Origin of the sequence: Aeromonas sp. 55A, from assembly GCF_051919665.1 — a bacterium.
In the GTDB taxonomy this organism is placed as follows: domain Bacteria; phylum Pseudomonadota; class Gammaproteobacteria; order Enterobacterales; family Aeromonadaceae; genus Aeromonas; species Aeromonas veronii.
In genome coordinates this window covers 3,811,823-3,834,812 of record NZ_JBQBEH010000008.1, presented here as the reverse complement: position 1 = coordinate 3,834,812, position 22,990 = coordinate 3,811,823, and the positions used below count along the sequence as shown (strand labels likewise).

Here is a 22,990-nt window from a genome sequence, read left to right as displayed (position 1 = left end):
CGGTTGTTCATCGCGTTATCCCAGCAGCAACAGCGCCAGCACCAGCACGGCGCCGATCCCCATGGAGGCGGCATACCAGCGCAACTTGCCGGTCACGGTCCAGGCCAGCAGCTGGTTGCCACGCAGGGCAAACCAGGCGGGCAGGCCCATCATCCAGTCCAGCGGGTCTCGGGCCAGCAGCCGGGTCGCCAGCAGATAGGGTTTGACCCACAGCTGGTCGTAGAGCCAGTCAAAGCCCCAGGCATTGAACCAGAGGGTGCTGAGCAGGCGACCCGGCGCACTGTTGGCAATGGAGGTGGCCAGACGGCGCTCACCAAGGAACAGAAACGCAGCCAGCACAATGCCAGCGATGGCGATGATGCCAGAGGCTACCTCCAGCGCATGGCGACCCTCTTCGATATGGTCCCCCGGGCCTGCGGGTAGTACACCTGCCAGTGGCGGGGTGATCAGCGCGCCGATGCCGGTAGAAAGCACCAGCAGCACCAGCAGCGGCAGATGGTGAGCCAGACCGTGGCCCGCATGGGCTTTGGTCTGCTCTTTGCCATGGAAGGCGATAAAGATCAGCCGGAAGGTGTAGAGCGAGGTGAGGAATGCCCCTACCAGACCTGCCCACAGCAGCGCGCTTTGGCCAGAGGCTTCTACTTGCCACAGGATGGCGTCTTTACTGTAGAAGCCGGAAGTGACCAGCGGCAGCGCGGCCAGCGCCGAGCCCCCCACCAGGAAGCAGGCATAGACCAGCGGCAGACTCTTGCGCAGCCCGCCCATCTTGAAGATGTTCTGCTCATGGTGGCAGGCGTTGATCACGGCACCGGCGGAGAGGAACAGCAGCGCCTTGAAGAAGGCGTGGGTCATCAGGTGGAAGATGGCCCCTTCCCATGCGCCGACACCGAGAGCCAGAAACATGTAGCCAATCTGGCTCATGGTGGAGTAGGCGAGGATCCGCTTGATATCGGTCTGAACCAGCGCTGCAAAGCCTGCCAGCACTAGCGTGATGGCGCCAACCAGACCGACCAGATGGAGGATCTCCGGCGCCAGCAGGAACAGGCCGTGGGTACGAGCAATCAGGTAGACACCAGCGGTCACCATGGTGGCGGCGTGGATCAACGCGGAGACCGGGGTCGGGCCTGCCATCGCATCTGCCAGCCAGGTTTGCAGCGGCAACTGTGCCGATTTACCGACCGCGCCACCCAGGAGCATCAGACAGGCCAGTGACAGGGCAGGGGAGCCCTCGGCAAACAGGGTCGGGGCACGAACCAGCAGCTCGTGGATATTGAGGGTGCCCAGTTCCCGATAGAGGATAAACAGGCCGATGGCGAGGAAGACATCACCCACCCGGGTCACGACAAATGCCTTGAGGGCGGCCGCTCCGTTCTTGCGATCCTTGTAGTAGAAGCCGATCAGCAGATAGCTGCACAGCCCCACCCCTTCCCAGCCGAGGTAGACAAACAGCAGGTCATCGGCCAGTACCAGAAACAGCATGCTGGCGATAAAGAGGTTGGTGTAGGTGAAGAAGCGGGAGTAACCCTCTTCCCCGCGCATATACCAGGAGGCGAACAGGTGGATGAAGAAACCCACCCCGGTCACCACCCCCAGCATGGTCAGCGACAGGCCATCCAGTGCCAGCGAGAAGCTCGGGGTAAAGTTGCCCACCGCCATCCATTGCCACAGGCGCTGGACATAGACGCCCCCCTCTGGCGGGTTGCCCAGAAAGTCGATGTCGACCCAGAGTGTGGTAAGCGCCGAGAGACCAATGGAACCCACCCCGATCAGCGCCGAGGTACGCTCGCCAAACCGGCCGAGGGAGAAGGCCAGCACCAGCCATCCCAGCAGCGGAAATAGAAAAGTCAGATATAAGAGGCTCATCCGCGCATCTCGCTCACAGTGTCCACGTTCAGGGTGTGGTAACGACGATAGAGCAGCAGTAACAGGGCAAGGCCGATACTGGCCTCCGCTGCCGCCAGAGAAATCACCAAGATATACATGATCTGGCCATCGGCCTGGGCCCAGCGGCTACCCGCCACCACAAACGCCAGTGCCGAGGCATTCATCATGATCTCGATACTCATCAGGATGTAGAGCAGGTTGCGGCGGATCAGCAGACCGCACAAGCCGATGCAGAAGAGCACCGCGGCCAGCAGGAGGCCGTGCTCCATAGGGATTCCATTCATTGCTGACCTCCTTCTTGTGCAGAGCGGGAAGCAGAGCGCGGGACGGAGAGCACTTCACCGCTCTTCTCTTCCCGACCCAGGTGATAGGCGGTTACCAGACCCGCCAGCAGCAGGATGGAGGCAAGCTCCACCGCCAGCACATAGGGGCCAAAGAGCTCGACACCCACCTGCTTGGCGGTCACTTCGGTCACTCCGATCAGGCCGCCGGTCACCCCGAGAATGCCGTGGGCCAGAAAGCCCAGCAGGATCAGCGAGAGCAGGGCTGGGCCCCCCCAGGTCATGGGGGTGAGCCACTTTTTCTCCTGCGCCTGGGCACTCCCCAGGTTCAGCATCATCACCACGAACACGAACAGCACCATGATGGCGCCGGCGTAGACGATCACCTGCAGGGCGCCCGCAAAGGCGGCACCCAAGCAGAAGAAGATCATGGCCACGGCGATGAGGGAGATGATGAGATTGAGCAGCGCATGCATGGGATTGCTGGTGCTGATCACCCGCAGCGTGCTGTAAATGGCCACCAGGGCCGAGGCATAAAATGCCAGTTCCATGATTGACTCCTCAGGGCAGCAGGCTCTTGACATCGATGGGCTTGGCTTCGTTTTCGGCATCCCCTTTCGGCTTGCCGTCGATGGCCATCCCGCTCATGCGATAGAAGTTGTAGTCCGGGTATTTGCCGGGCCCGCTGATCAGCAGATCTTCCTTCTCGTACACTAGATCCTGGCGGCGATACTCACCCATCTCGAAATCCGGTGTCAGCTGGATGGCGGTGGTGGGGCAAGCCTCTTCACACAGGCCACAGAAGATGCAGCGAGAGAAGTTGATGCGAAAGAACTCCGGATACCAGCGGCCATCATCCCGCTCGGATTTTTGCAGCGAGATGCAGCCGACCGGGCAGGCAACTGCGCAGAGGTTGCAGGCTACGCAGCGCTCGTCCCCGTCGGGGTCGCGGGTCAGCACGATACGGCCGCGGTAGCGGGGGGCGGCATAGACTGCCTGCTCCGGATAGTTGAGGGTCTCACGGGGCCGCCAGGCATGGGAGAAGACCATGGCCAGACTGCGTAACTGGGTGCCGACACCCTGAATAATGCTAACAATTTTCATATTGAGTGCCTCACTGCGTACTTATCAGTACAACTGCCGCGGTGACCAGCATATTGATCAGGGTCAGCGGCAAGCAGACTTTCCAGCCAAACGACATCACCTGGTCAAAGCGCGGGCGAGGCAGGGAAGCCCGCAGCAGGATGAAGAACACCATGAAACAGGCGGTCTTCAGGGCAAACCAGATGAAAGGGGGCAGCCAGGGGCCGTGCCAGCCACCGAAGAAGAGGGTCACGATGAGCGAGGAGATCAGCACGATGCCGATATATTCGCCCACGAAGAAGAGACCCCACTTCATCCCCGCATACTCGATGTGATAGCCGTCGGCGAGCTCCTGCTCGGCTTCTGGCTGATCGAACGGGTGACGGTGGGTGACAGCGACACCGGCAAACAGGAAGGTGACAAAGCCCAGGATCTGGGGCACCACGTTCCACAAGTCTGCCTGTGCCTCGACGATATCCCGCAGGTTGAAACTGCCGGTCTGGATCACAATCCCCATCAGGGAGAGTCCGAGAAACACCTCGTAGGAGAGGGTCTGGGCCGAGGCGCGCAAGCTGCCGAGCAATGAGTATTTGTTGTTGCTCGACCAGCCGGCGAACAGCACCGCATAGACCGCCAGCCCCGCGATGGCCAAGATGTAGAGCAGCCCCACATTGAGATCCGCCACGCCCCAGGTGGGGGTGATGGGCACCACCGCAAACGCCAGAATAAAGGCAGTGAAGGCGATGATGGGGGCCAGGATAAAGATCCGCCGATCAGCGAACGGCGGGATCCAGTCCTCCTTGAAGAACATCTTGATCATGTCGGCGGCCAGCTGGAGCAGACCAAACGGCCCCACCCGGTTGGGGCCGTAGCGATCCTGCCACAGGGCCAGCAGACGGCGCTCGATGAAGCTCATGAAGGCGCCAGCCCCCACGATCCCCACCAGCACGATCAGTGCCTTGCCCACCTCCAGCAACAGATCGATCAGCGACTCGCTCATGCGATCACCTCCTGCAGGTTAGTGATTGAGGCTTGTTGCAGGGCCGTCGGCAGGCCGTTCACCCCAAGGGGGAGCCCCACCAGACCGGCGCTCAGCTGCTCGCTAAGCCGCAGACGCAGTTGCCAGTGGCTACCGCCCCAGGAGAAGGAAACCTGACTGCCCCCGTGGAGGGCCAGACGCTGCGCATCAAGGGGATTGAGCACCAGCTCGGGTTCGTTCATCCGGGCCTGAATGACCGGGCTGCGAGCGGAGAGCTCCTCGCCGCCAAACAGCTGGGCATAATTGACCACCTGCAGTGCCTCTGCGGCCTTGAAGGGGGCGGGGATGGTGGTGAACCAGCCGAGCAGCTCCTTGCCTTCTGCCTGCTGGTCTGTTGCTTCCAGCAGACGGCGACCCGGATCGCCAGCACGCAGTTTGCCACCCACTTCATCCTGGAACTTGTTCCAGGCGGAGGGGGAGTTCCAGCCCGGCGCCCAGGCGAACGGTACTTGCGGCAGCGGCTGACGGGCTCCGGCATACCCTTCCATGGAGAAGTTGAAGGGGGAGTCGGGATCTTGCGCTACCCGCGGCTCGCTGACGTTCTGATCCGCCAGCATGGAGGTGCGACCGCTGTAACGATGCGGCTCACGGGCCAGTCGCATGCCACGGATCCGCAAGCCTGCGTTGGGCGCCGCTTCCAGCATGGTAGCCAGCAGCGGATTGCTGGTGGCGCAGTCATGGTTGACCTGGTCGAAGTTCTGCCAGCGCAGCGGCTTGCGTTCGATCGCCCCTTGCAGCGCCGCCAGCCAGCGCCACCCTTCACGCACCTGAATATCGGCGTTGTAGAAGGCGGGCACATAGACCTGGAAGAAGCGCTGGGCGCGCCCTTCCATGTTCACCAGGGTGCCATCGGCCTCTGCAAAACTGGCCGCTGGCAGCACCAGATCTGCCTTGTTGGCGGTCGGGGTCGCCTGATGGTCGATGACCAGCAGGTGCTGCAGCCGTGCCAGCGCAGCATCCACCCGGTTGCGCGGCGCGCGGCGGTAGAGATCGTTCTCCAGGGTGACCAGCGCCAACCCCTCTTCGGCCTCGATACGCGCAAGGGCGGCTTCGAGCGGCTTGTCTGACAAGGTTTGAGCGCCCAGCATGGCCAGACCCAGCGAGTTGGCCTCCTGGCCAACCAGCGCGATGCTGGCTTCCAGTCCTCGGCCTTTCAGGGCGCGGGCAATGTTGCTGGCCGCCTCAAGCAGCGCCACATCGCGGGCACTGGAGCCTGCAATGATGAGCGGCTTCTTGGCGTTGCCGAGCAGCTCGGCCCAGCGAGCCGCTTGTGCCTGCTGTTCGGAGCAGAGGTCGCTCACGGCCGGTGCTACTGGGTCGAGCAGGTTGGCGATGGCAAAGCCAAGGCGCGCCTGATCGGCATAGGGGGCGTGCAGCTTGTCGGCCGCCACATCGTCCAGACGGGTGGTGTCGAGGCTGGTGATGAGCAGCGGGTAGCGCTCGTTCTGACCCAGGGTCTGAACGGCGGCGACTTGCCACAGATCCACCTTCATCTTGCGGGCCAGCTCGCGAGCCTTGCCCTTGACGGCTTGGCGCAGCGCCAACGCGATACGGGCGGCGCTCATGGTGACATCTTCGCCGAGCAGCAGAATGGCGTCGGCCTCTTCCATGTCCCGCAGGCTCGGGGTTGGCACGCCGCCCTGTTGCAGGATCTGCAGCATCTTCAGCTGACAGGCCCATTCGGCCTGCTCGACGCCAGCGTAGAAGTTGTCTGCACCCACCAGCTCGCGCAGGGCAAAGTTGCTCTCCAGCGAGGCGCGGGGCGATCCGATGCCGATGAGGCCGCGGGCCGTGCGCAGGGCATCGGCGGCGCGGTTGAGGGCACCATCCACCGTGATGGTCAGCTGGTCGTTGCCATCTTTGAGCAGCGGTTGGCGCGGACGGTCGGCCAGATTGACGTAGCCATAGCCAAAGCGGCCACGGTCACAGAGGAAGTAGTGGTTGACGCTGCCGTGGAAGCGGTTTTCGATGCGGCGCAGCTCGCCATAACGCTCACCCGGACTGATGTTGCAGCCCACGGAGCATTGCTGGCAGATGCTGGGGGCAAATTGCATGTCCCACTTGCGGTTGTAACGTTCGGAGTGGGTCTTGTCGGTGAAGACGCCGGTGGGGCAGACCTCCACCAGGTTGCCGGAAAATTCGCTCTCCAGGGTGCCATCCTCGACCCGCCCGAAATAGACGTTGTCGTGGGCACCATAGACCCCGAGATCCTCGCCACCGGCATAATCCTTGTAGTAACGGACGCAGCGGTAGCAGGCGATGCAGCGGTTCATCTCGTGACCGATGAAGGGGCCCAGCTCCTGATTCTGGTGGGTGCGTTTGGTGAAGCGGTAGCGACGGCTGTTGTGGCCGGTCATCACCGTCATATCCTGCAGGTGGCAGGCGCCGCCCTCTTCGCACACCGGGCAGTCGTGGGGGTGGTTGGTCATCAACCACTCCACCACGCTCTTGCGAAATTCTTTAGCCTCTTCATCCTCGATGGCGATGTAGCTGCCATCGGTGGCCGGGGTCATGCAAGACATGACCAGACGACCGCGTTTGTCATCGGCATTCTGATACTGTTTGACCGCACACTGGCGGCAGGCGCCAACGCTACCCAGCGCCGGATGCCAGCAGAAATAGGGGACGTCCAGACCCAGCGACAGACAGGCTTGCAGCAGGTTATCTGCTCCGTCTACCTCGTACTCTTTGCCGTCTACATAAATGGTTGCCATACAACTTCCCTGAAACCTGTTTTGTGAAATCTGTGGTGTCGTTACCAGCGCTCGCCCAGCAGATTGGGCTGGATCCCTTTGACCGGCTTGCGGTTATCACCGCTGCCTTTGATCCCGGCCTCGAATTCGGAGCGGAAATATTTGATGGCGCTGGCGAGCGGCTCGACGGCGCCCGGTGCGTGGGCGCAGAAGGTCTTGCCCGGGCCAAGGAAACCGCAGAGTTGTTCCAGAGTCGCCAGATCGCCGGATTGCCCTTCGCCACGTTCCAGTGCCCGCAGCAGCTTGACGCTCCAGGGCAGGCCGTCGCGACAGGGCGTGCACCAGCCACACGACTCGCGGGCGAAGAACTCCTCCATGTTGCGCAGCAGGGAGACCATGCTGATGGAGTCATCCACCGCCATGGCGAGGCCGGTCCCCATCCGGGTACCTACCTTGCCGATACCGGCGGTATACATCTGGGCATCGAGGTGCTCCGGCAGCAGGAAGCCGGTGCCTGCGCCGCCCGGTTGCCAGGCTTTCAGGCGATAGCCGCTCTTCATGCCGCCGGCGTAATTTTCAAACAGCTCGCGGGCGGTGATGCCAAACGGCAGCTCCCAGACCCCGGGGTTGTTCACCTTGCCGGAGAAGCCCATCAGCTTGGTGCCGTGATCTTCCGAGCCCGGCAGCGCCAGCCCGTGATACCAGGCGACCCCGTTGCCGATAATGGCGGGGACGTTGCAGAGGGTCTCGACGTTGTTGACGCAGGTGGGTTTGCCCCAGACGCCGGAAACGGCGGGGAAGGGGGGTTTGGCACGCGGGTTGGCGCGGCGCCCTTCCAGCGAATTGATCAACGCCGTCTCTTCACCACAGATGTAGCGGCCGGCGCCGGTGTGGACGAACAGCTCGAAGTCAAAACCGGATCCCAGAATGTTCTTGCCCAGTAGACCGGCGGCCTTGGCCTCTTCCACCGCACGGCGCAGGTGGATGGCAGCATCTACATACTCGCCGCGCAGGAAGATATAGCCGCGATAGGCCTTGAGCGCCCGGGCCGAGATGATCATCCCCTCGATCAGCAGGTGGGGCAGTTGCTCCATCAGCAGGCGATCTTTCCAGGTGTTGGGCTCCATCTCGTCGGCGTTGCAGAGCAGGTAACGGATGTTCATGCTCTCGTCTTTGGGCATCAGCCCCCACTTCACGCCAGTGGGGAAGCCCGCACCGCCACGCCCCTTGAGACCGGCATCCTTGACGGTGCTGACGATCTCGTCCGGGCTCATCTGGCCGAGCGCCTTGCGGGCTGCGTCATAGCCCTGTTTGGCCTGATACTCCTCCAGCCACACCGGCTGGCCGTCATCACGTAGCCGCCAGGTGAGCGGGTGGGTCTCGGCGGTGCGTGCCGTGCGGTTGGCGGTGCCAAGAGAGGCGAGAATTTTGTTCTGCGGCAGGCTCATGGGTAAGCCTCCAGGGTTTTCAGCAAGGTCACCGGATCGAGGCCGCCATAGGTATCGTCATCGATCATGATGGCTGGCCCCTTGTCGCAGTTGCCAAGGCAGCAGACCGGCAGCAGGGTGAAGCGGCCATCCGGGGTGGTTTGACCGGGGCCGAGGTTCATCACCTCCTTGAGACCGGCCAGCAGATTTTCATGGCCATTGATGTAGCAGACCATGCTGTCGCAGACGCGGATGATGTGACGCCCTACTGGCTGGCGGAAGATCTGGCTGTAGAAGGTGGCGACCCCCTCCACGTCGCTGGCGGGAATGCCGAGCTCGGCCGCGATGGCGTGAATGGCGCCGTCGGGTACCCAGCCTCTGGCCTGCTGCACGATCTTGAGCGCTTCGATGCTGGCGGCGCGGGGATCTTCGTAGTGGTGTTTCTCGTGTTCGATGGCATCGCGTTCAGCCTGGCTCAGAACGAAGTCGTCCTGTTTGCTGCTGCATGCCCCTTGCCCCTGTGGGGTCTGATTATTGTGACACTGACATTGCTGGCTCATGACTTGACCTTTGGTGGCTTGTCCTTTTACTGCTCGTCCGGCGATCCCAATTCCCGGCCATGGCCGGGAGGTGGGATTACTTAACGGTCCACATCCGACATAACAAAATCGATACTGCCCAGATAGACGATGAGGTCCGACACCATGCTGCCCTTGATCACCGAGGGGATCTGCTGCAGGTGAGCAAAGCTCGGGGTGCGGATACGGGTCCGGTAGCTCATGGTCGAGCCGTCACTGGTCAGGTAGTAACTGTTGACCCCCTTGGTCGCCTCAATCATCTGGAACGACTCGGCAGCGGGCATCACCGGGCCCCAAGACACTTGCAGGAAGTGGTTGATCAGGGTCTCGATGTGCTGCAGGGTGCGCTCTTTGGGCGGCGGGGTGGTGAGGGGGTGATCCGCCTTGAAGGGGCCCTCCGGCATGTTCTTCATGCACTGCTCGATGATCGACATGCTCTGGCGGATCTCCTCGATCCGCACGGTGGCTCTGTCGTAGGCATCGCCATTGCTGCCGACTGGCACTTCAAAGTCGAACTGATCGTAACCGGAGTAGGGGCGCCACTTGCGTATGTCGAAGTTGAGGCCGGTGGCGCGCAATCCGGCCCCCGTGGAGCCCCAGGACAACGCCTGCTCGGTGGTGTAGGCAGAGACGCCTATGGTTCGACCGCGCAGAATGCTGTTGCGCATCGCCGCTTTTTCGTAATCCATCAGACGTTTGGGCAGCCAGCTCAGCAGGTTGTCCTGCACCAGCCGTTGCCATCCCTTCGGCAGGTCGTGGGCCACACCGCCGATACGGAACCAGGCCGGATGCATGCGGGCACCGGTGATCGCTTCGATGATGGTGTAGATCTTCTGCCGATCGGTGAAGGTAAAGAAGACCGGGGTCATGGCCCCCACGTCCTGAATATAGGTCCCGAGGAACAAGAGGTGGCTCTGGATGCGGAACAGCTCCGCCATCATCACCCGGATCATGTCGACCCGCTGCGGCACCTTGATGCCGGCCAGCTTCTCGACCGCCAGCACATAGGGGAGGTTGTTCATCACCCCGCCCAGATACTCGACCCGGTCGGTATAGGGGATGTAACTGTGCCAGGATTGGCGCTCGCCCATCTTCTCGGCACCACGATGGTGATAACCGATATCGGGCACGCAGTTGCGGATCTCCTCGCCATCGAGCTGCAACACCAACCGGAAGGCGCCGTGGGCAGAGGGGTGGTTGGGGCCGAGGTTGAGGAACATGTAGTCCTCGTTCTCGTTGCCGCGGGCCAGGCCCCACTCTTCCGGTTTGAACAGCAGGTTCTCCTGCTCCATGTCCTGTTTGGCGGCATCGAGCATGAAGGGATCGAATTCGGTGGCGCGCGCCGGGTAATCCTTGCGCAGCGGGTGACCCTGCCAGCTCTTGGGCATCATGATGCGGGTCAGATGGGGGTGGCCATCGAAGGTGATGCCCATCAGATCCCACACTTCCCGCTCGTACCAGTTGGCATTGGGGAAGTGGTTGGTGATGGTGGGCAGATGCAGGTCACTTTCGGCCAACGCCACTTTCAACATCACATCGGCGTTACGGTCGATGGAGATGAGGTGATAGAAGACGGTGAAATCGCTCTGGGGCAGACCGTCGCGATGGCTGCGCAGCCGCTCATCGGTGGCGCTGAGATCAAACAGCATCACAAACGGGGAGGGCACCTTGCGCAAAAAGCCCATCACATCCTGCAGCAGTTCGCGGGGAAGCCAGACCACCGGCACGCCGGTACGGGTAGTCTGCACGGTGAAGTGCTCGGCCCCGAAGTGGGCAAACAGTTCGCCAATGACTTTGGCATCCTTGTGGTCGCTGGGCTGCCACTGGGCCATGGCGTAATTGCTGGGAAAATCACGAGTCAGTTTCATGGTCAGATCTCATCCGGCGTGCGCAGGTTGGTCACATTGATCCGTTCGCCGCGCTTGCGCTCTTTTTCGGCCTGCATCTGGGGACGGTAGATCCCCTGATCGCCCACCACCCAGGAGAGGGGGCGGCGCTCTTTGCCGATGGAGTCCTGCAGCAGCATCAGGGCTTGCAAAAAGGCTTCGGGACGGGGCGGGCAACCCGGAATGTAGACGTCGACCGGCAGGAACTTGTCTACCCCCTGCACCACTGAATAGATGTCATACATGCCGCCGGAGTTGGCACAGGCCCCCATGGAGATCACCCACTTGGGTTCGAGCAACTGTTCATACAGGCGCTGGATGACTGGCGCCATCTTGATGAAGGGGGTCCCTGCAATCACCATGAAATCGGCCTGACGGGGCGAGGCACGGATAACTTCGGCGCCGAAGCGGGCCACATCGTGGGGGGAGGTGAAGGCGGTACACATCTCCACATAGCAGCAGGAGATGCCGAAGTTGTAAGGCCAGAGGGAGTTTTTGCGGCCCCAGTTGACTGTGTCTTGCAGCACCTCCTCGAGGCGGCCCATCATGATGCCGCGCGTCGCTTCTTGCGCCAGTGGGTCATCGACGGTCTGGCGCTGCTCCTGGGGGTAGCGCTCAACGGGTGCATCCGGGTCAATCCGGGTCAGGGTGTACTTCATGGTGCAACCTCAAGGAAAGGGTCTGTGGTTCAATCACTGTTTTTGTTGTTCAGCTGCGGTTTGCGCGGTGACCAGTCCAGTGCGCCGATGCGCCAGAGGTAGATCAGGCCGATAAGCAGCAGTCCGATGAAAATGGTGGCTTCAATAAAGCCGACCCAGCCACTCTCCCGCACGGAGACAGACCAGGCAAACAGGTAGAGCGCCTCGACGTCGAAGATGACGAAGAACATGGCGACCAGATAGAACTTGGCGGAAAAACGCAGGCGGGCACTGCCGACCGAGTCGACACCAGATTCAAATGGCTTGTTCTTGGTGCGGCCGTAGGCGCGACCTCCCAGCAGGGCGGCGAGGCCTATCATCACCAGACAGATGGTGATGGCACCGATGACATAAATGGCAAAAGCCCAATGTTGAGCAGAAATATCAGCAAACATAGAGGTTTTTCCTAACCAAATTAATCAAGCGACTTAACAATAATGTTACGCATTATGACACTTTCGCACTGATTTACATGTCATTTTTACGGGTTAATTATTAATCGGTTAACCGGTAATTAAATTTTGTTAAGAAGCGCACTTTTTTGTTGGTTATGGCGGGCGGGAAAGGCCTGTAAAGCGCAGAGAGCTGCTCCTCGTTATCACCTGAAAGGGGTAAATGCCGCGGGCGAAGCCGGATCAGGTCGGTATCGCGGGCAGGGGGCACAGGTGGGAGAAGAGCGTGATGGCGGGTGAGATAGGGGGTGGCAAGAGCAATAAAAAGAGAGGCTTTCAAGCCTCTCCTGTCATCGCGTTCCGGTTTCGAGCGTGGGGCGGTCAGGGTTTATTGGCGACCAGCAAGACCTGATCCGGGTAGGCGCCAATGGCGCGAAGACCGATATCTCCCGAGGTGATATCCAGATACGCCCGCTGACCATTGGCGGAGGTTACCGTGCTGCTCATCAGATAGACATAGCCCTCATTGACCTCTTTACCGCCCCCCGCCATGGCACGCGGGAAAATGGCTTCATTGAGAGAGGGCTTGTAGCAGGCATGCTCGACCAGGGTCGCCAGCTCCTTGATGTCGGGCAGGCGCCACTGGCTAATACCGCCGAAGTGATAGAGAGCATGGCTGCTGTCACTGCGGATCCGCTCCGCCACTTGCAGCCCCTGCTGCCAGTAGTAAACAGTCGGTTCCCCCAGGCAACTGCTGCCACTCCATGTCTGCCCCAGTTTGCAGCGCATCCAGGTGAGGCCGGTGTGTTGATCCGTGACGGTGCCGTTGCCATGGTCAAGAAAACGGGCAGAGGGGGCGGTGCGATCCATGGTGTCATCACAAATGGCAGCACCGTGGGCCAGGGGGGCCAGCAGTGCCAGCATGGCGAACGAAAAGCGATAAAGGCTCATGATATTCCTCGGATTATTGGGGAGTGGCGACCAGTCGTACCTGCATCAGCTCGATATAGGTATCTTGCTGCACCAGCGCGGGATAGGTGGTGCCCGCATCTTCTCCCAGGAGCAGGACTGTGCGTTTGCTGATGGGGCCACCGGAGAAGCGCTGGGCGGTGTTGCTGGTGGCGCTCCAGTAGTAGCCATGGTAGGTGTCATCTTCCGAGCGGGCGATATCCGGGAAGTAACGGGTATCCACGATGATGCGTTGACCCAGCGGGTCCTTGGCCAGGCTGCCGTAGTGCATCAGTGACATCAGCTCACCCATGGTGGGCAGCCGCCACTGGCTGATGCCGCAGCGCTGCTCGCCATTGAGCCACTGTTGATACGCGCGGGTGGTCAGCATGGTGGTCAGCGCCTGTGCCCGGGCGAGGGCCGACAGATCTCCTTCGGCGGTGAGCTGTTCGATCCTCTTATGAATATGCTGGTAGGCCGCTTGCTGCTCGCCTGCGGTCGCCTTGAACTGCTCATCCTCATAGGCAAAGGGTCTGCTTTTCCAGTCAGGACTCAAGGGATCATCCGATTTGACCTCCCACACCAGACCGGTATTGAGATCCTTGACGCACTGCCAGCTCGGCGCGTTGTCGGGGAGAACCTGACCGCGATCATCGAGTTTGCGGTAGGCAAGCTGGGGACGAGTGCTATTCCAGCTGGCATCTTGTCCCGGATAGTCATCGGGTTCCTGTTCCAGCAGCGGATCGTTGCCATCGCTGAAGGTGGTGACACCGGTGACGGTCAGCAGGTTGCGTGGCTGCTGCTGCACCAGCAGGGTCAGCAGCTCGCTTTGGGTCTCTTCAGCAAACTGGCCGTTGCGCTCCCACTCCTGAGCCAATTGCGCCAGCATCAGGCTGATTGCGCGATAGCTGGTGGTGAGCAACTGGGTCTCCTTGGCGGTGGCAAGGCGTGTGCGGGCCTGTTGCTGCAAGCTGATCGCCACCTGTTGTAGCGCCTGATCAAACTGGCCGAGACCTGCGAGGGCCGCGCGGTCGCTGCCCGGTTGCAGTGGCGCGAGATCGGCCAGCAGCTGCGTCAGTGCGCGATCGGCGGCCACCCCTTCGGCAATGCGGCTCTGCAACAGGGTGCTGAGCAGGGTCGGTTGTAGCCGTTGTGGATCCCCTTTGGCGGCCGGATGTGCCAGCAGCAGCCCACCGCTCCTCGGTACGAACAGCAGGGGCGAGTTGACGATGTTGGCCGAACGGCTGACCAGGGCCACAACTCCTTCGCCGCTGACGGCAGGGTCGGCAGGATCACATTGCCAATTCTGATCCAGATCGGCGCACAGGGTACCGGCAGTCGGCAGGACGACATCGACCCGGTAGTCCGGGATCGCCAGTGGTGCGTTATCTTCCCCGCCGCCACAGGCGCTGAGCAGGGCTGAGAGGGTTGCAATAACCAGTACGGATGGTTTCACTTCACATTCCTTGATTCGGTCACAGGTTCACGGGGGCGGTAACCCCCGTGGTGCAGGATTCAACGGCGCGGGGTGCTCCGGCGCCAGAGGCGGGGCCAGAGGGCCAGCAACAGCAGCAGGGGGGAAGTCGTGCCGCCACCCCCTTCATCCTGCTCAAGGGGAATGATGCCGGTGTTGGGCAGGGCTTCATCCTTGTCGCAGCGGGCGCCGACTTGCTGGGCGACCCGCCAGTTGCGCAACTGACCGGTGTCACCGGCGCTGGTGTCGTTGATCTCCAGCAGCCAGCGGCCAGCGAGCGGTTCGCCGTGCAGCTTATCCAGCGATTCGAACGGTACCAGTTCACGGGGAAACTCCCCCTTGAGCCGGGTATGGCTGGCGTAACCCTTGTTCCACAGGCTGATCCGGGTGCCGTAAGGGGAGGTGAGCCAGATCTCCAGCTGCTCCAGCTTGCTGTGCTCCAGATCGAGGGCGACCACGAATCCGCTGTCGATGCGGGCCTTGCTCTCGGGCAAGGTGAGGGTGAAGCGGGACAGGCCGTGCCGTTCATCGCTCACCGCATCCTTGATCTGGCCACCCTGGCCGATGGCCCGCTGCCAGAGCGGTTCACCGATCGGCAGTTGCAGGTCAAGGCGGGTCTGGCGCTCGGTGGGGCTGGGCAGGGTGAGCTGGAACTGCAGCGGCAAGGTGACTGCCTCGCCACAGGTCAGGTTGCTCACTGCTTCCAGCGGCAGGGTCCAGCGGGCGGTGCCATTGGCATTGAGCTCTCCCTGCCAGTGACCGTCACCCATGAGCCCCTTGCTCGGGAGCAGGCTGGCATCAGCCACGGTCAGGGGGCGGCCGCTCTGGTTGGTCAATTCGATGGCGAGGCTCTTTTTCTCCCCGGGCAGCAGGTAGCTGTCATCGGCAAGGCGGGCCGCAATGGGAGTGGGCAGCAGGGCGTGGTGGCGGAAGGCCTGCTCCAGCAGCTTGCCATAACTGCGATCCGGATAGAGGCGGTTGGCGGTATCCACGGTGACCCGCGCCAGCTGGGGCATCCGCACCTGCGGGCCGAGGCCGAAGTGGGATTCAATCAGCAGGGTATCGAACTCGTCACGGGCTACCTCGCCATATTGTTCAACGGCCTGGCGCAGCGCGGTGAAGAGCGGGGTGCCCCACAGCTGGTCGCCGTTGCTGCCGTTGATGGTGAGGTGAGCCGGATAGAGGAAGCCCGGATGATAGCGCGCTCGTAGATCATCGAGCTGACGGGGCGTTCGGCCGCTGATCCTGGCATCCCAGTTGAAGACCATGAAAGGCTCGAACTGGCGAGCCTCTGGACTACGCTGGCGCCAGCTGGCGGCCAGATAGTCGCTAAAGCCCTCGCCGATGGCGCCCCAGTCACCCTCTTCTCCCATGTCGGGCAGGATATGGTGCTGCACCGCATGGCCAAACTCGTGCCAGATCACCATGGGATCTTCCGCATGGGTACCCCGATCCGGCCAATTTCCAACCGGCGCAGGAAGGGGTCATAGAGGGAGTTGTCCTGCTCCCCGGCATCGGTATCGATGGCCAGGGGGCCGCCCATCAGCGTCGGGTAGCCAAGGGATTCCACATGGCGCTGGGCCAGATCCAGATGGTAGTAGCCATTGATATCGAGGAAGGCGGGCTGCTGGTGATCCAGCTGGAAGCCATCAGCATCAGGGCTGCTAAAGGGGGCAGTTTCCGGCGCCGTGCCATCCACGACCCGGGCGCGTGGGCCATTTAGCTGGTAGGTGTCATCCACCTTTTGTACCGTGAGCGGCACGGTGCGATAGGCCCGGTTGTCCAGCACCAGATCGTGGCGCCACAGCAGGTTGCCATCTTGCAGCTGGGTGCGTGGGTCGAGGGCAAAGATGCGGGCCTGCACCGTAGCCGCTTCCCCTGCCAGCGGGACCGCTTCGGCACGGGTGTTGGCCTCTTGCAGCGTGCGCCCCAGCAGGGCGCTGCCATCGCAGGTGACAAACAGTTGCCAGTGGCTGCTTTTGCTGTTGCCCGGCTGGCTTTCCACCGCCAGCAGACGCCAGGCCGCAGTCAGTGTGTCGCCATCCTGCCAGTACCAGGGCTGGGCTTCGTCACTTCCAGCGAATTGCCACACCGTACCATCCAGCGTGGCGGTATAGGCATCCACCCCGGCGCGGCTTGCTTCATCACATGGAGCCGCCTGTGCCTGCATCGGCCGGGTATTGTGATAAAGGCGCCACGGGCGACCCTGCTCATCGAGACTGACGGCGGCCATCAGGCCGGCGATCGGTGCGCCATTGAGTTGCTGGCGATAATGCAGATAGTGGCCCAGCTTGCCTTGGCGCTGATAGGCCGGGGCATCACTCAGGGTGACGCCGAGCTGCTGTTCGAGCCAGAGGCGGGTATCGGCCGGGGCGTCCTGTTCGACAAAACGCAGTTCGGCGGCCTGAGTGGAAAAGCCAGCCAGCCCCAGCAAGAGGGCGGGCAACAGGGGTTTCATAGTGGTACTCCCAATCAGCGGCAGGGTCATTGATTGATCCCCGCCAGATGCAACAAGAAGGCAAATTCACGAGCCCGATCGCCACCACCGGCGCGGTGGCCTCCCTCCAGTTCGGTCAGCAGCAGGTAGGGGCCGGAGCCCGTGCTGTGCTCCCGCAGGCGGGCCAGCCACTTGACCGGCTCCCAGTAGGGCACCTGGCTGTCGTGCAGGGCGGCAGTGACCAGCAGGGGCGGGTAGGGTGCGCGGTGCAGGTTGTCGTAGGGGCTGATGCGGCGCATCGCCTGATACTCTGCGGGCTTGGCCGGGTTGCCCCACTCCTGATACTCCTGACGGGTCAAGGGGAGGGCGGGATCACTCATGGTGCCGAGCATATCGACGAAGGGGACCTGCAACACGGCGCCGCTAAAGAGTGTCGGTTGCTGGTTTAGGGCCGCAGCAACCAGTGTGCCACCCGCGCTGCCCCCCATGGCAAACAGGGGCAGGGGAGCAGAGTCGGGCGACCAGTGGCGCAGGGCGTGACCGGCTGCGATAAAGTCGCTGATGCCGTTCTGCTTGTTGATGCCCCGTCCGTCGCGGGTCCACTGCTCCCCCAGCATGCCGCCGCCGCGCACATGGGCGATGGCGTAGACAAAGCCCCGATCCAGCAGGCTTAACAGCTCTTTCTGGTAGTAGGGGCGCATCGGCGTGCCATAGGCGCCATAGCCGTAGAGCAGTACGGCGCGGGGGGCCAGATCCTTGCGCCACACCAGCGAGACAGGCACCCGGGTGCCATCGGCAGAAGTGATCCAGCGCCGCTCGCTCTGATAGGGCAATGCTTTATTACCTGCGGTGTGCTGGTCGTTGATCCACTGGCCGCTGGTCAAATCCAGCCAGCGCTGGCCGGGGGGCTGACTCAAGCCCTGACTGCGCACCAGAATGCGGTCGCTGGCCGGGTCATGTTCTCCTTGCAGCCAGCCGGTACCGGCGCCACTGGCCAGCGGCAGGCGCTGGCGTTCATGGCCGTTGCGGTCGAGCAGGGCGAGCCAATCCTCCCCCTGCTGGCGAAACTGCACCACCAGATGGCGATCAAACAGTCGCCACTTCTCGGGATCGCCGAGATCCTCCCCTTTGGCGGGCCACAGTCGCTGCCACTCACCGAGCGGCGTGCTGGCTGAGTAGAGGGCAAACGCCCCCTCCCGGTTGCTCTTGATCACCCAGCCGGATTGACTGTCCAGATAGTATTCCACCCCGCGCTGGCGGGGTTTGATCTGCTGCGGCTTGCCCGAGTCGAGCAGGTACTGCTCCGAGCTGTCGTGGTTGTTGCCCTGCAACACCAGATGTTGGCCATCCGTGGTACGATAGAGGCTGAGCAGCCAGGCGGGATCCTGCTCCTCATAGAGAGTCTGCTCCTGGCCATCCTGCCAGCTGCGCAGCCGCCAGGGGCGCAGGGTGTAGCGCTCGTTGGCGACGGTGTAGAGGGTGCGACCATCTTGTGACCAGGCGAGATCAGCGCTGCGCTGTGCCAAACTGGTCAGCGCCTTGCCGCTTTGGAGATCGAGCAGGGTGACCTGATAGTCGAGATCACCGCGCCTGTCTTCGGCGATGGCCAGTGTGCGGTTATCCGGGCTCAGTGCCCAGCCGCCCGCTTCGTAATAGCCCTCACCCGCTCTGGCGGGAAGCCGCTGCAGCACCTTGCCCCCGTGGCGTTGCCAGAGTGAGCCATCCGGGCGCAGCTGCCATGCCTGATCGCCGCGGACAAGCCAGTTCTCTGGCACGGGTTCCCCCGCCGGATGGCGGGCAAATTCGGCGCGCAAGGTTGCTTCCAGCGGCTGCTGCGCGGCGAGTTGCTGCTCGCTCCAGCGATTTTGCTGCTTGAGCAGGGCGAGAATGGCCGGGTTGCTACGGCTCTCGTCCCGCAACCAGAAGTAGGGATCCTGGCGTACGGGATTGCCTGAAATCAGGTGCGATTGGGACGGGATTGGCGGTGGCAGGGCCTCTTGCGCCCACGCCAACGGGACGGCCAACAGAGCCGCCATGATTGCATGATGCTTCATCACATCCCCACGAAACGGTAGCTGAGGCTGGCTGACAGGTAGCGGCCGCTCTGGCTGTAGAGGGAGGTGTCGCTGCCAGCCGGGAGTCCGGCCACATCCTGATAGCGGACATAGCGGGTATCGAGCAGGTTGCCGATGGTGGCATTGACCTTGAGCGCCTCGGTGATCTGCCAGTCGCCGGTGAGATCCAGACTGAACCAGCCTGCGCTGCTCTGGCAGGCACCGTTGTAGCCAGTCTGCGCATTGGCGCACTGGGGCACCTTGGTCATGGCGGCGGCATAGTTGCCACTGAGCTCAACCCCCCAGTCGAGCTGTTGCCAGCGCAGGGTGGTGTTGCCTTCGAGAGGTGTCTGGGTGCGCAGCGGCTCACCGCGGTGATCCTTGCCATCCATCCAGGCCAGATTGGTCGAAAGTTCCCACTCGTCGCTCAGCCAGAGGCTGGCGGCCAGCTCGACGCCCCAGGTTTCTGCTTTGGCAACGTTGCGATATTGGCGCAGGAAGACACCGTCATCGAGGCGAAAACCGGTCTGGCGCCAGTCGATGAAGTTGTAGTAGCGGTTGTAGAAAACGGCCGGTTTGACGCTCCAGTTGTCGCTTTGGCCATTCACTCCCCACTCCAGACTGTGGCTGGTCTCCTCCTTGAGGTTGGGGTTGGCAATGATCTCGAATGGCGGCATGGCAAAGTAGTGAGGAATGTTGCCGTAAACCTGATCGTAAGCGGGAGCGCGGAAGCCGTTGGCATAGCTGAGCCAGCTGCGCCATGTTTCGTTGAAGCGGTAACTGGCCGCCACACTGGGGGAGATGTGGTCGCTGTGGTTCTCGGCCAGATTGCTGTCCGGTGCGCGCAGGCGCTGGCGGTCAAAGCGCAGGGTCGGGGTAAACTGCCAGCTGCCCAGATCGATCACATCGCTCAGCCAGATGCCATCGCGGCGGGTCTCGGCCTTGCTGAAGGGGGCTTTCTGTCCTTGGGTGGTGATGCCATCTTCCAGGGTCAAATTGCTGACCGGCCGCTCGTGGTTGGCCTGCTCCACTTCCACACCGTAGCTGAAGGTGTGATCCAGCGAGCCGGTGCTCAGCTTGCTCTGCAGCTCCAGCTCACTGCCAAGGCGCAGCTCCTCGAATGTGGAGAGGGTGCGCTGGCTGCGATATCTGGGATAGCCGCTCAGGGCATCGTTGCGCAGCAGCTGGCGCTGGTTGGCTTCGTTGCGTGACTGGTTGCCAAACAGGCTCCAGTTGAGGGTATCGATCATGCCCAGATCGTTGGCCTCCCAGCTGAACTTGCCGCCCTGGGTGCGCTGATCGCCATCTTCCTGAAAACCGACCACGTCCCAGCTGCCATCGGGTTGGGGCACCGCTTTGGGCCCCATCTGGCGTTTGGCGTGATCCTCGTAGTAGTCCAGCTCCAGCCGCAGAGCGTGATGGGCATTGAGGGGGAGGCGGCTGCTGGTGGAGGCACTCATGCCATCCAAATCAGCCGGAATGCGGTTCTCCTCAAAGTTGGCGGTTTCGTTGCCACGCCAGCCGGAGAGGCGCAACAGATGTGCGCTCTCCAGTGCCCGTACCGCGCCGGTCATGCTGAGCTTCTTCTTGTTGCTGTCGCCACCGTAGAGAGTCTTGGCCGCCAGATAGCTATCTTGCTGTTGCAGATAATCTTCCGGCTGCTTGGTATTCATCACCACGGTGCCGCCGATGGCATCGGAGCCGTGCAGGGAGGAACCGGCCCCCTTGGCCACCTCAATCTGCTTGATGTCGTCGAGATCGAAGTTGAAGCGACCCACCTTGTCATTGATGTTGTCGGCGCCAAAGCCGTCGCTGACGCGTACCCCATCCTTGATCAGCAGGATGCGGTTGCCACCGATGCCGCGCACGCTGATGTTTTGCGGTCGCCCGGCAGAGCCGGTGACCGAGACACCGGGGATCTTGCGAAACACATGGGTCAGCTCGCTGGCGACCTGACGGTCCAGCTCTTCCTGGGTGATGACGGTGATGGAGCCGGAGACATCGGAGAGTTTCTGTTGTACCCGTTGCCCGGTGACAATGATGGTGTCGTCGCTGCGAGCCTTCTCCACAGGGGGAAGATCGGCCGCGCCAGCTGAGGCACACAGGAGTGCCGGCCATGCCTGAAGCAGTTTGTTCATAATGATAATTGTTTTTATTTAAGCCTGAGGGGCGGCATTATTGCAGAGGCCTGACCACTTGACAATAAATGGCAATCATTATCATTAAGATCTTATGGTGTTGATATTATTGAGTTATTTGTTTTTAAAAAGAGGCTCCCGCGCGAAGCGGGAGCGGGGGGATCAGGGCTTGAGCAGTTGCAGTGACTCTTCTGCGGCCTTGCCTTGGGAGAGGGTGATATCGACCCGGCGGTTCGCCTGGCGATGTTCGGGGGTGTCATTGGCAAAGCGGGGTTGGGTGTCGGCAACACCCTGAGCGATGACTCGTCTGGCATCCAGCTGGGGGTTGGTCAGCATGGTCTGCACGATGGAAGAGGCTCGCAGCACCGAGAGCTCCCAGTTGTTGCGATAGAGCTCCACCGGCGCCTGGGTGTTGTCGGTATGACCGGTGACAACTACCTGCCCCGGGATGTTGGCCAAAATGCCGGCGATCTTGTTGACCAGCGGGATGAACTGGGGTTGCAGGAACGCCGAATCGGCGGGAAACAGCGCCTTCTCGCCGATGCGGATCACCAGCTGACTGCCAAGCTGCTCGACCTCCAGATCCTTCGATTCAATCTGGGCCTTTAGCTGCTGCTCCAGCTTCTGCTTGGTCACCTGCACCCACTCCTGCTCCTGGGTCTTGTGGGGCCAGGCTTCGGTGGCGCTCGGTTTTTCCGAGGCACCTATGGTCTCGTTGAAGGGGTCCGATGCCGCCATGGGGGCATCTTTCTCCAGCACAGTCTCCTCTTTCGGGCTGCTCGGCGTAGTTTTTGATTCTGGCTCGAGAATCCCTGTGCCCCCCTGCATCAAGGGGGAGCCGGCAGGCGGGGAGATGAGGCCGATTTTACCCAGCGACTCGATAAAGCCCTGGATAAGCACCCGGGTTTCGGACTGCTTGGCCATGGCAAAGGAGTAGAGCACCACAAACAGGGCGAACAGCAGGGTCATGAAGTCGGCATAGGAGACCAGCCAGCGTTCATGGTTCTCCGGTGCTTCAGCCTTTTTCTTTTTGGCCACCGTGACCTCCCAGATAAGGTTCGAGGGTAACTTGCAGGCGCGCTTGGGATTCGCCATCAACGATGCAGAGAATGCCGGTCAGGGTCATCTCCTTGTAGTGGCGGATCTGGTGGGCAAACCCTTTGTAGCGGTTGCCGAACGGCAAGAAGATCAGGTTGGCTGCGGATACCCCGTAGATGGTAGCGATAAAGGCCACCGCGATGGCGCCGCCCAGCTTGTCGGGGGCATCCAGCAGACCCATGGCGTGGATCAGGCCAAACACCGCCCCGACGATCCCCATGGTCGGGCAGTAGCCGCCCATGGCTTCGTAGAATTTGACCGTCTGTTCGAGATCTTCCTGCTCGAACTCGATCTCGTTCTCCAGCACCTCGTGTATCTTGGTTTTCTCGTAACCATCAACCATCATCTGCACCCCTTTCTTCAGGAAGGGATCCTTGATCTCGTCGATCATCCCTTCCAGCGCCAGCATGCCGCTGCGGCGGGCGTTGCCTGCCAGGGTCTCCAGCAACTGGGCCTGTTCATGCATGTCGAGCTTGAGGGGGGAGAGCAGCCATTTGAAACGCTTCATGGTGCTGCCGACGACGGAGAAAGGGAACTGGGTCAGCGCAGCACCTATGGTGCCACCGATCACAATGAGGAATGCGGGCAGATCGAGCAGTGCACTGGGGTGCCCCCCCTCGATCATGTTGCCGCCAAGGATGGCGATCAACGCCAGCACCAAGCCAATCAAGCTCATTTTTTACACGTCCCTGTATGGTGATAATCGCTAGTGTAGCTAGTTAAGTATCAGTTTTTCAAAATGATATCCAATCGCTGAGCAATTAATCGGCGTGGTATGTGGCAACGGGTGTGGCGCACAATGCTGGGGGTGCTGAGTGCTGTTATGGCATCTGTGGCTAGAGACTGACCCCATAAGAGCAAGGAGCGAAACAAGCAGTGC

At 61.7% G+C, this 22,990-nt stretch carries 18 protein-coding genes and 1 pseudogene; all 19 read right to left on the bottom strand.

The features are described from left to right. Window positions 1-15: 15 nt before the first annotated feature. Window positions 16-1,863, bottom strand: coding sequence for an NADH-quinone oxidoreductase subunit L (gene nuoL / locus ACTG2G_RS21615; protein ID WP_439985840.1), 1,848 nt, complete (start codon window positions 1,861-1,863; stop codon window positions 16-18). After that, a complete protein-coding gene (gene nuoK / locus ACTG2G_RS21610) occupies window positions 1,860-2,168 on the bottom strand; it encodes an NADH-quinone oxidoreductase subunit NuoK (protein ID WP_005337247.1) in 309 nt (102 codons plus the stop codon). The genes nuoL and nuoK overlap by 4 nt, the downstream gene beginning before the upstream one ends. Next, window positions 2,165-2,716: an NADH-quinone oxidoreductase subunit J gene (gene nuoJ, locus ACTG2G_RS21605; RefSeq protein WP_005337246.1), complete on the bottom strand. Its 552-nt coding sequence runs from the start codon at window positions 2,714-2,716 to the stop codon at window positions 2,165-2,167. Before nuoJ ends, nuoK begins: the two co-directional genes overlap by 4 nt. Window positions 2,717-2,726: 10 nt before the next feature. Then, the gene (gene nuoI / locus ACTG2G_RS21600) at window positions 2,727-3,269 is read right to left on the bottom strand and encodes an NADH-quinone oxidoreductase subunit NuoI (RefSeq protein ID WP_005351100.1); all 543 of its coding nucleotides are present in this window, start codon (window positions 3,267-3,269) and stop codon (window positions 2,727-2,729) included. A 10-nt stretch (window positions 3,270-3,279) separates the two neighbouring features. After that, on the bottom strand, window positions 3,280-4,248 hold the full coding sequence (gene nuoH / locus ACTG2G_RS21595; RefSeq protein ID WP_005337244.1) for an NADH-quinone oxidoreductase subunit NuoH: 969 nt from the start codon (window positions 4,246-4,248) through the stop codon (window positions 3,280-3,282). After that, the gene (nuoG, locus tag ACTG2G_RS21590; RefSeq protein ID WP_421385953.1) at window positions 4,245-7,001 is read right to left on the bottom strand and encodes an NADH-quinone oxidoreductase subunit NuoG; all 2,757 of its coding nucleotides are present in this window, start codon (window positions 6,999-7,001) and stop codon (window positions 4,245-4,247) included. The genes nuoH and nuoG overlap by 4 nt, the downstream gene beginning before the upstream one ends. 41 nt (window positions 7,002-7,042) lie before the next feature. Next, the gene (nuoF, locus tag ACTG2G_RS21585) at window positions 7,043-8,428 is read right to left on the bottom strand and encodes an NADH-quinone oxidoreductase subunit NuoF (protein ID WP_043823885.1); all 1,386 of its coding nucleotides are present in this window, start codon (window positions 8,426-8,428) and stop codon (window positions 7,043-7,045) included. Beyond that, entirely contained in the window at window positions 8,425-8,967 is a 543-nt protein-coding gene (gene nuoE, locus ACTG2G_RS21580; RefSeq protein ID WP_439985839.1) for an NADH-quinone oxidoreductase subunit NuoE, read from the bottom strand. Before nuoE ends, nuoF begins: the two co-directional genes overlap by 4 nt. Before the next feature lie 80 nt (window positions 8,968-9,047). After that, window positions 9,048-10,853, bottom strand: a complete 1,806-nt coding sequence (gene nuoC, locus ACTG2G_RS21575) for an NADH-quinone oxidoreductase subunit C/D (RefSeq protein WP_429203920.1) — start codon at window positions 10,851-10,853, stop codon at window positions 9,048-9,050. Window positions 10,854-10,855: 2 nt separating this feature from the next. Beyond that, window positions 10,856-11,530 (bottom strand): NuoB/complex I 20 kDa subunit family protein, encoded by a 675-nt coding sequence (locus ACTG2G_RS21570; protein WP_005344917.1) that lies wholly within the window; start codon window positions 11,528-11,530, stop codon window positions 10,856-10,858. A gap of 29 nt (window positions 11,531-11,559) precedes the next feature. Then, on the bottom strand, window positions 11,560-11,964 hold the full coding sequence (locus ACTG2G_RS21565) for an NADH-quinone oxidoreductase subunit A (protein WP_005344919.1): 405 nt from the start codon (window positions 11,962-11,964) through the stop codon (window positions 11,560-11,562). 100 nt (window positions 11,965-12,064) lie between these two features. Beyond that, window positions 12,065-12,301 carry a hypothetical protein gene (locus ACTG2G_RS21560; RefSeq protein WP_152564689.1) on the bottom strand — a complete coding sequence of 79 codons (237 nt, stop codon included), beginning with the start codon at window positions 12,299-12,301 and terminating at the stop codon, window positions 12,065-12,067. A gap of 41 nt (window positions 12,302-12,342) precedes the next feature. Then, window positions 12,343-12,912: a DUF1566 domain-containing protein gene (locus ACTG2G_RS21555; protein ID WP_021231425.1), complete on the bottom strand. Its 570-nt coding sequence runs from the start codon at window positions 12,910-12,912 to the stop codon at window positions 12,343-12,345. Between the two features lie 13 nt (window positions 12,913-12,925). Then, entirely contained in the window at window positions 12,926-14,365 is a 1,440-nt protein-coding gene (locus ACTG2G_RS21550) for a DUF1566 domain-containing protein (protein WP_429203918.1), read from the bottom strand. Window positions 14,366-14,424: 59 nt separating this feature from the next. Then, a pseudogene (locus tag ACTG2G_RS21545) lies at window positions 14,425-16,871 on the bottom strand (proprotein convertase P-domain-containing protein). After that, the gene (locus ACTG2G_RS21540) at window positions 16,868-18,874 is read right to left on the bottom strand and encodes a prolyl oligopeptidase family serine peptidase (RefSeq protein WP_266133878.1); all 2,007 of its coding nucleotides are present in this window, start codon (window positions 18,872-18,874) and stop codon (window positions 16,868-16,870) included. Before ACTG2G_RS21540 ends, ACTG2G_RS21545 begins: the two are co-directional and overlap by 4 nt. After that, a complete protein-coding gene (locus ACTG2G_RS21535; protein WP_266133879.1) occupies window positions 18,874-21,012 on the bottom strand; it encodes a TonB-dependent hemoglobin/transferrin/lactoferrin family receptor in 2,139 nt (712 codons plus the stop codon). The genes ACTG2G_RS21540 and ACTG2G_RS21535 overlap by 1 nt, the downstream gene beginning before the upstream one ends. Before the next feature lie 162 nt (window positions 21,013-21,174). Next, on the bottom strand, window positions 21,175-22,050 hold the full coding sequence (locus ACTG2G_RS21530) for a flagellar motor protein MotB (protein WP_421208305.1): 876 nt from the start codon (window positions 22,048-22,050) through the stop codon (window positions 21,175-21,177). Further along, entirely contained in the window at window positions 22,028-22,786 is a 759-nt protein-coding gene (locus tag ACTG2G_RS21525) for a flagellar motor protein (RefSeq protein WP_042056089.1), read from the bottom strand. The genes ACTG2G_RS21530 and ACTG2G_RS21525 overlap by 23 nt, the downstream gene beginning before the upstream one ends. Window positions 22,787-22,990 lie beyond the last annotated feature (204 nt).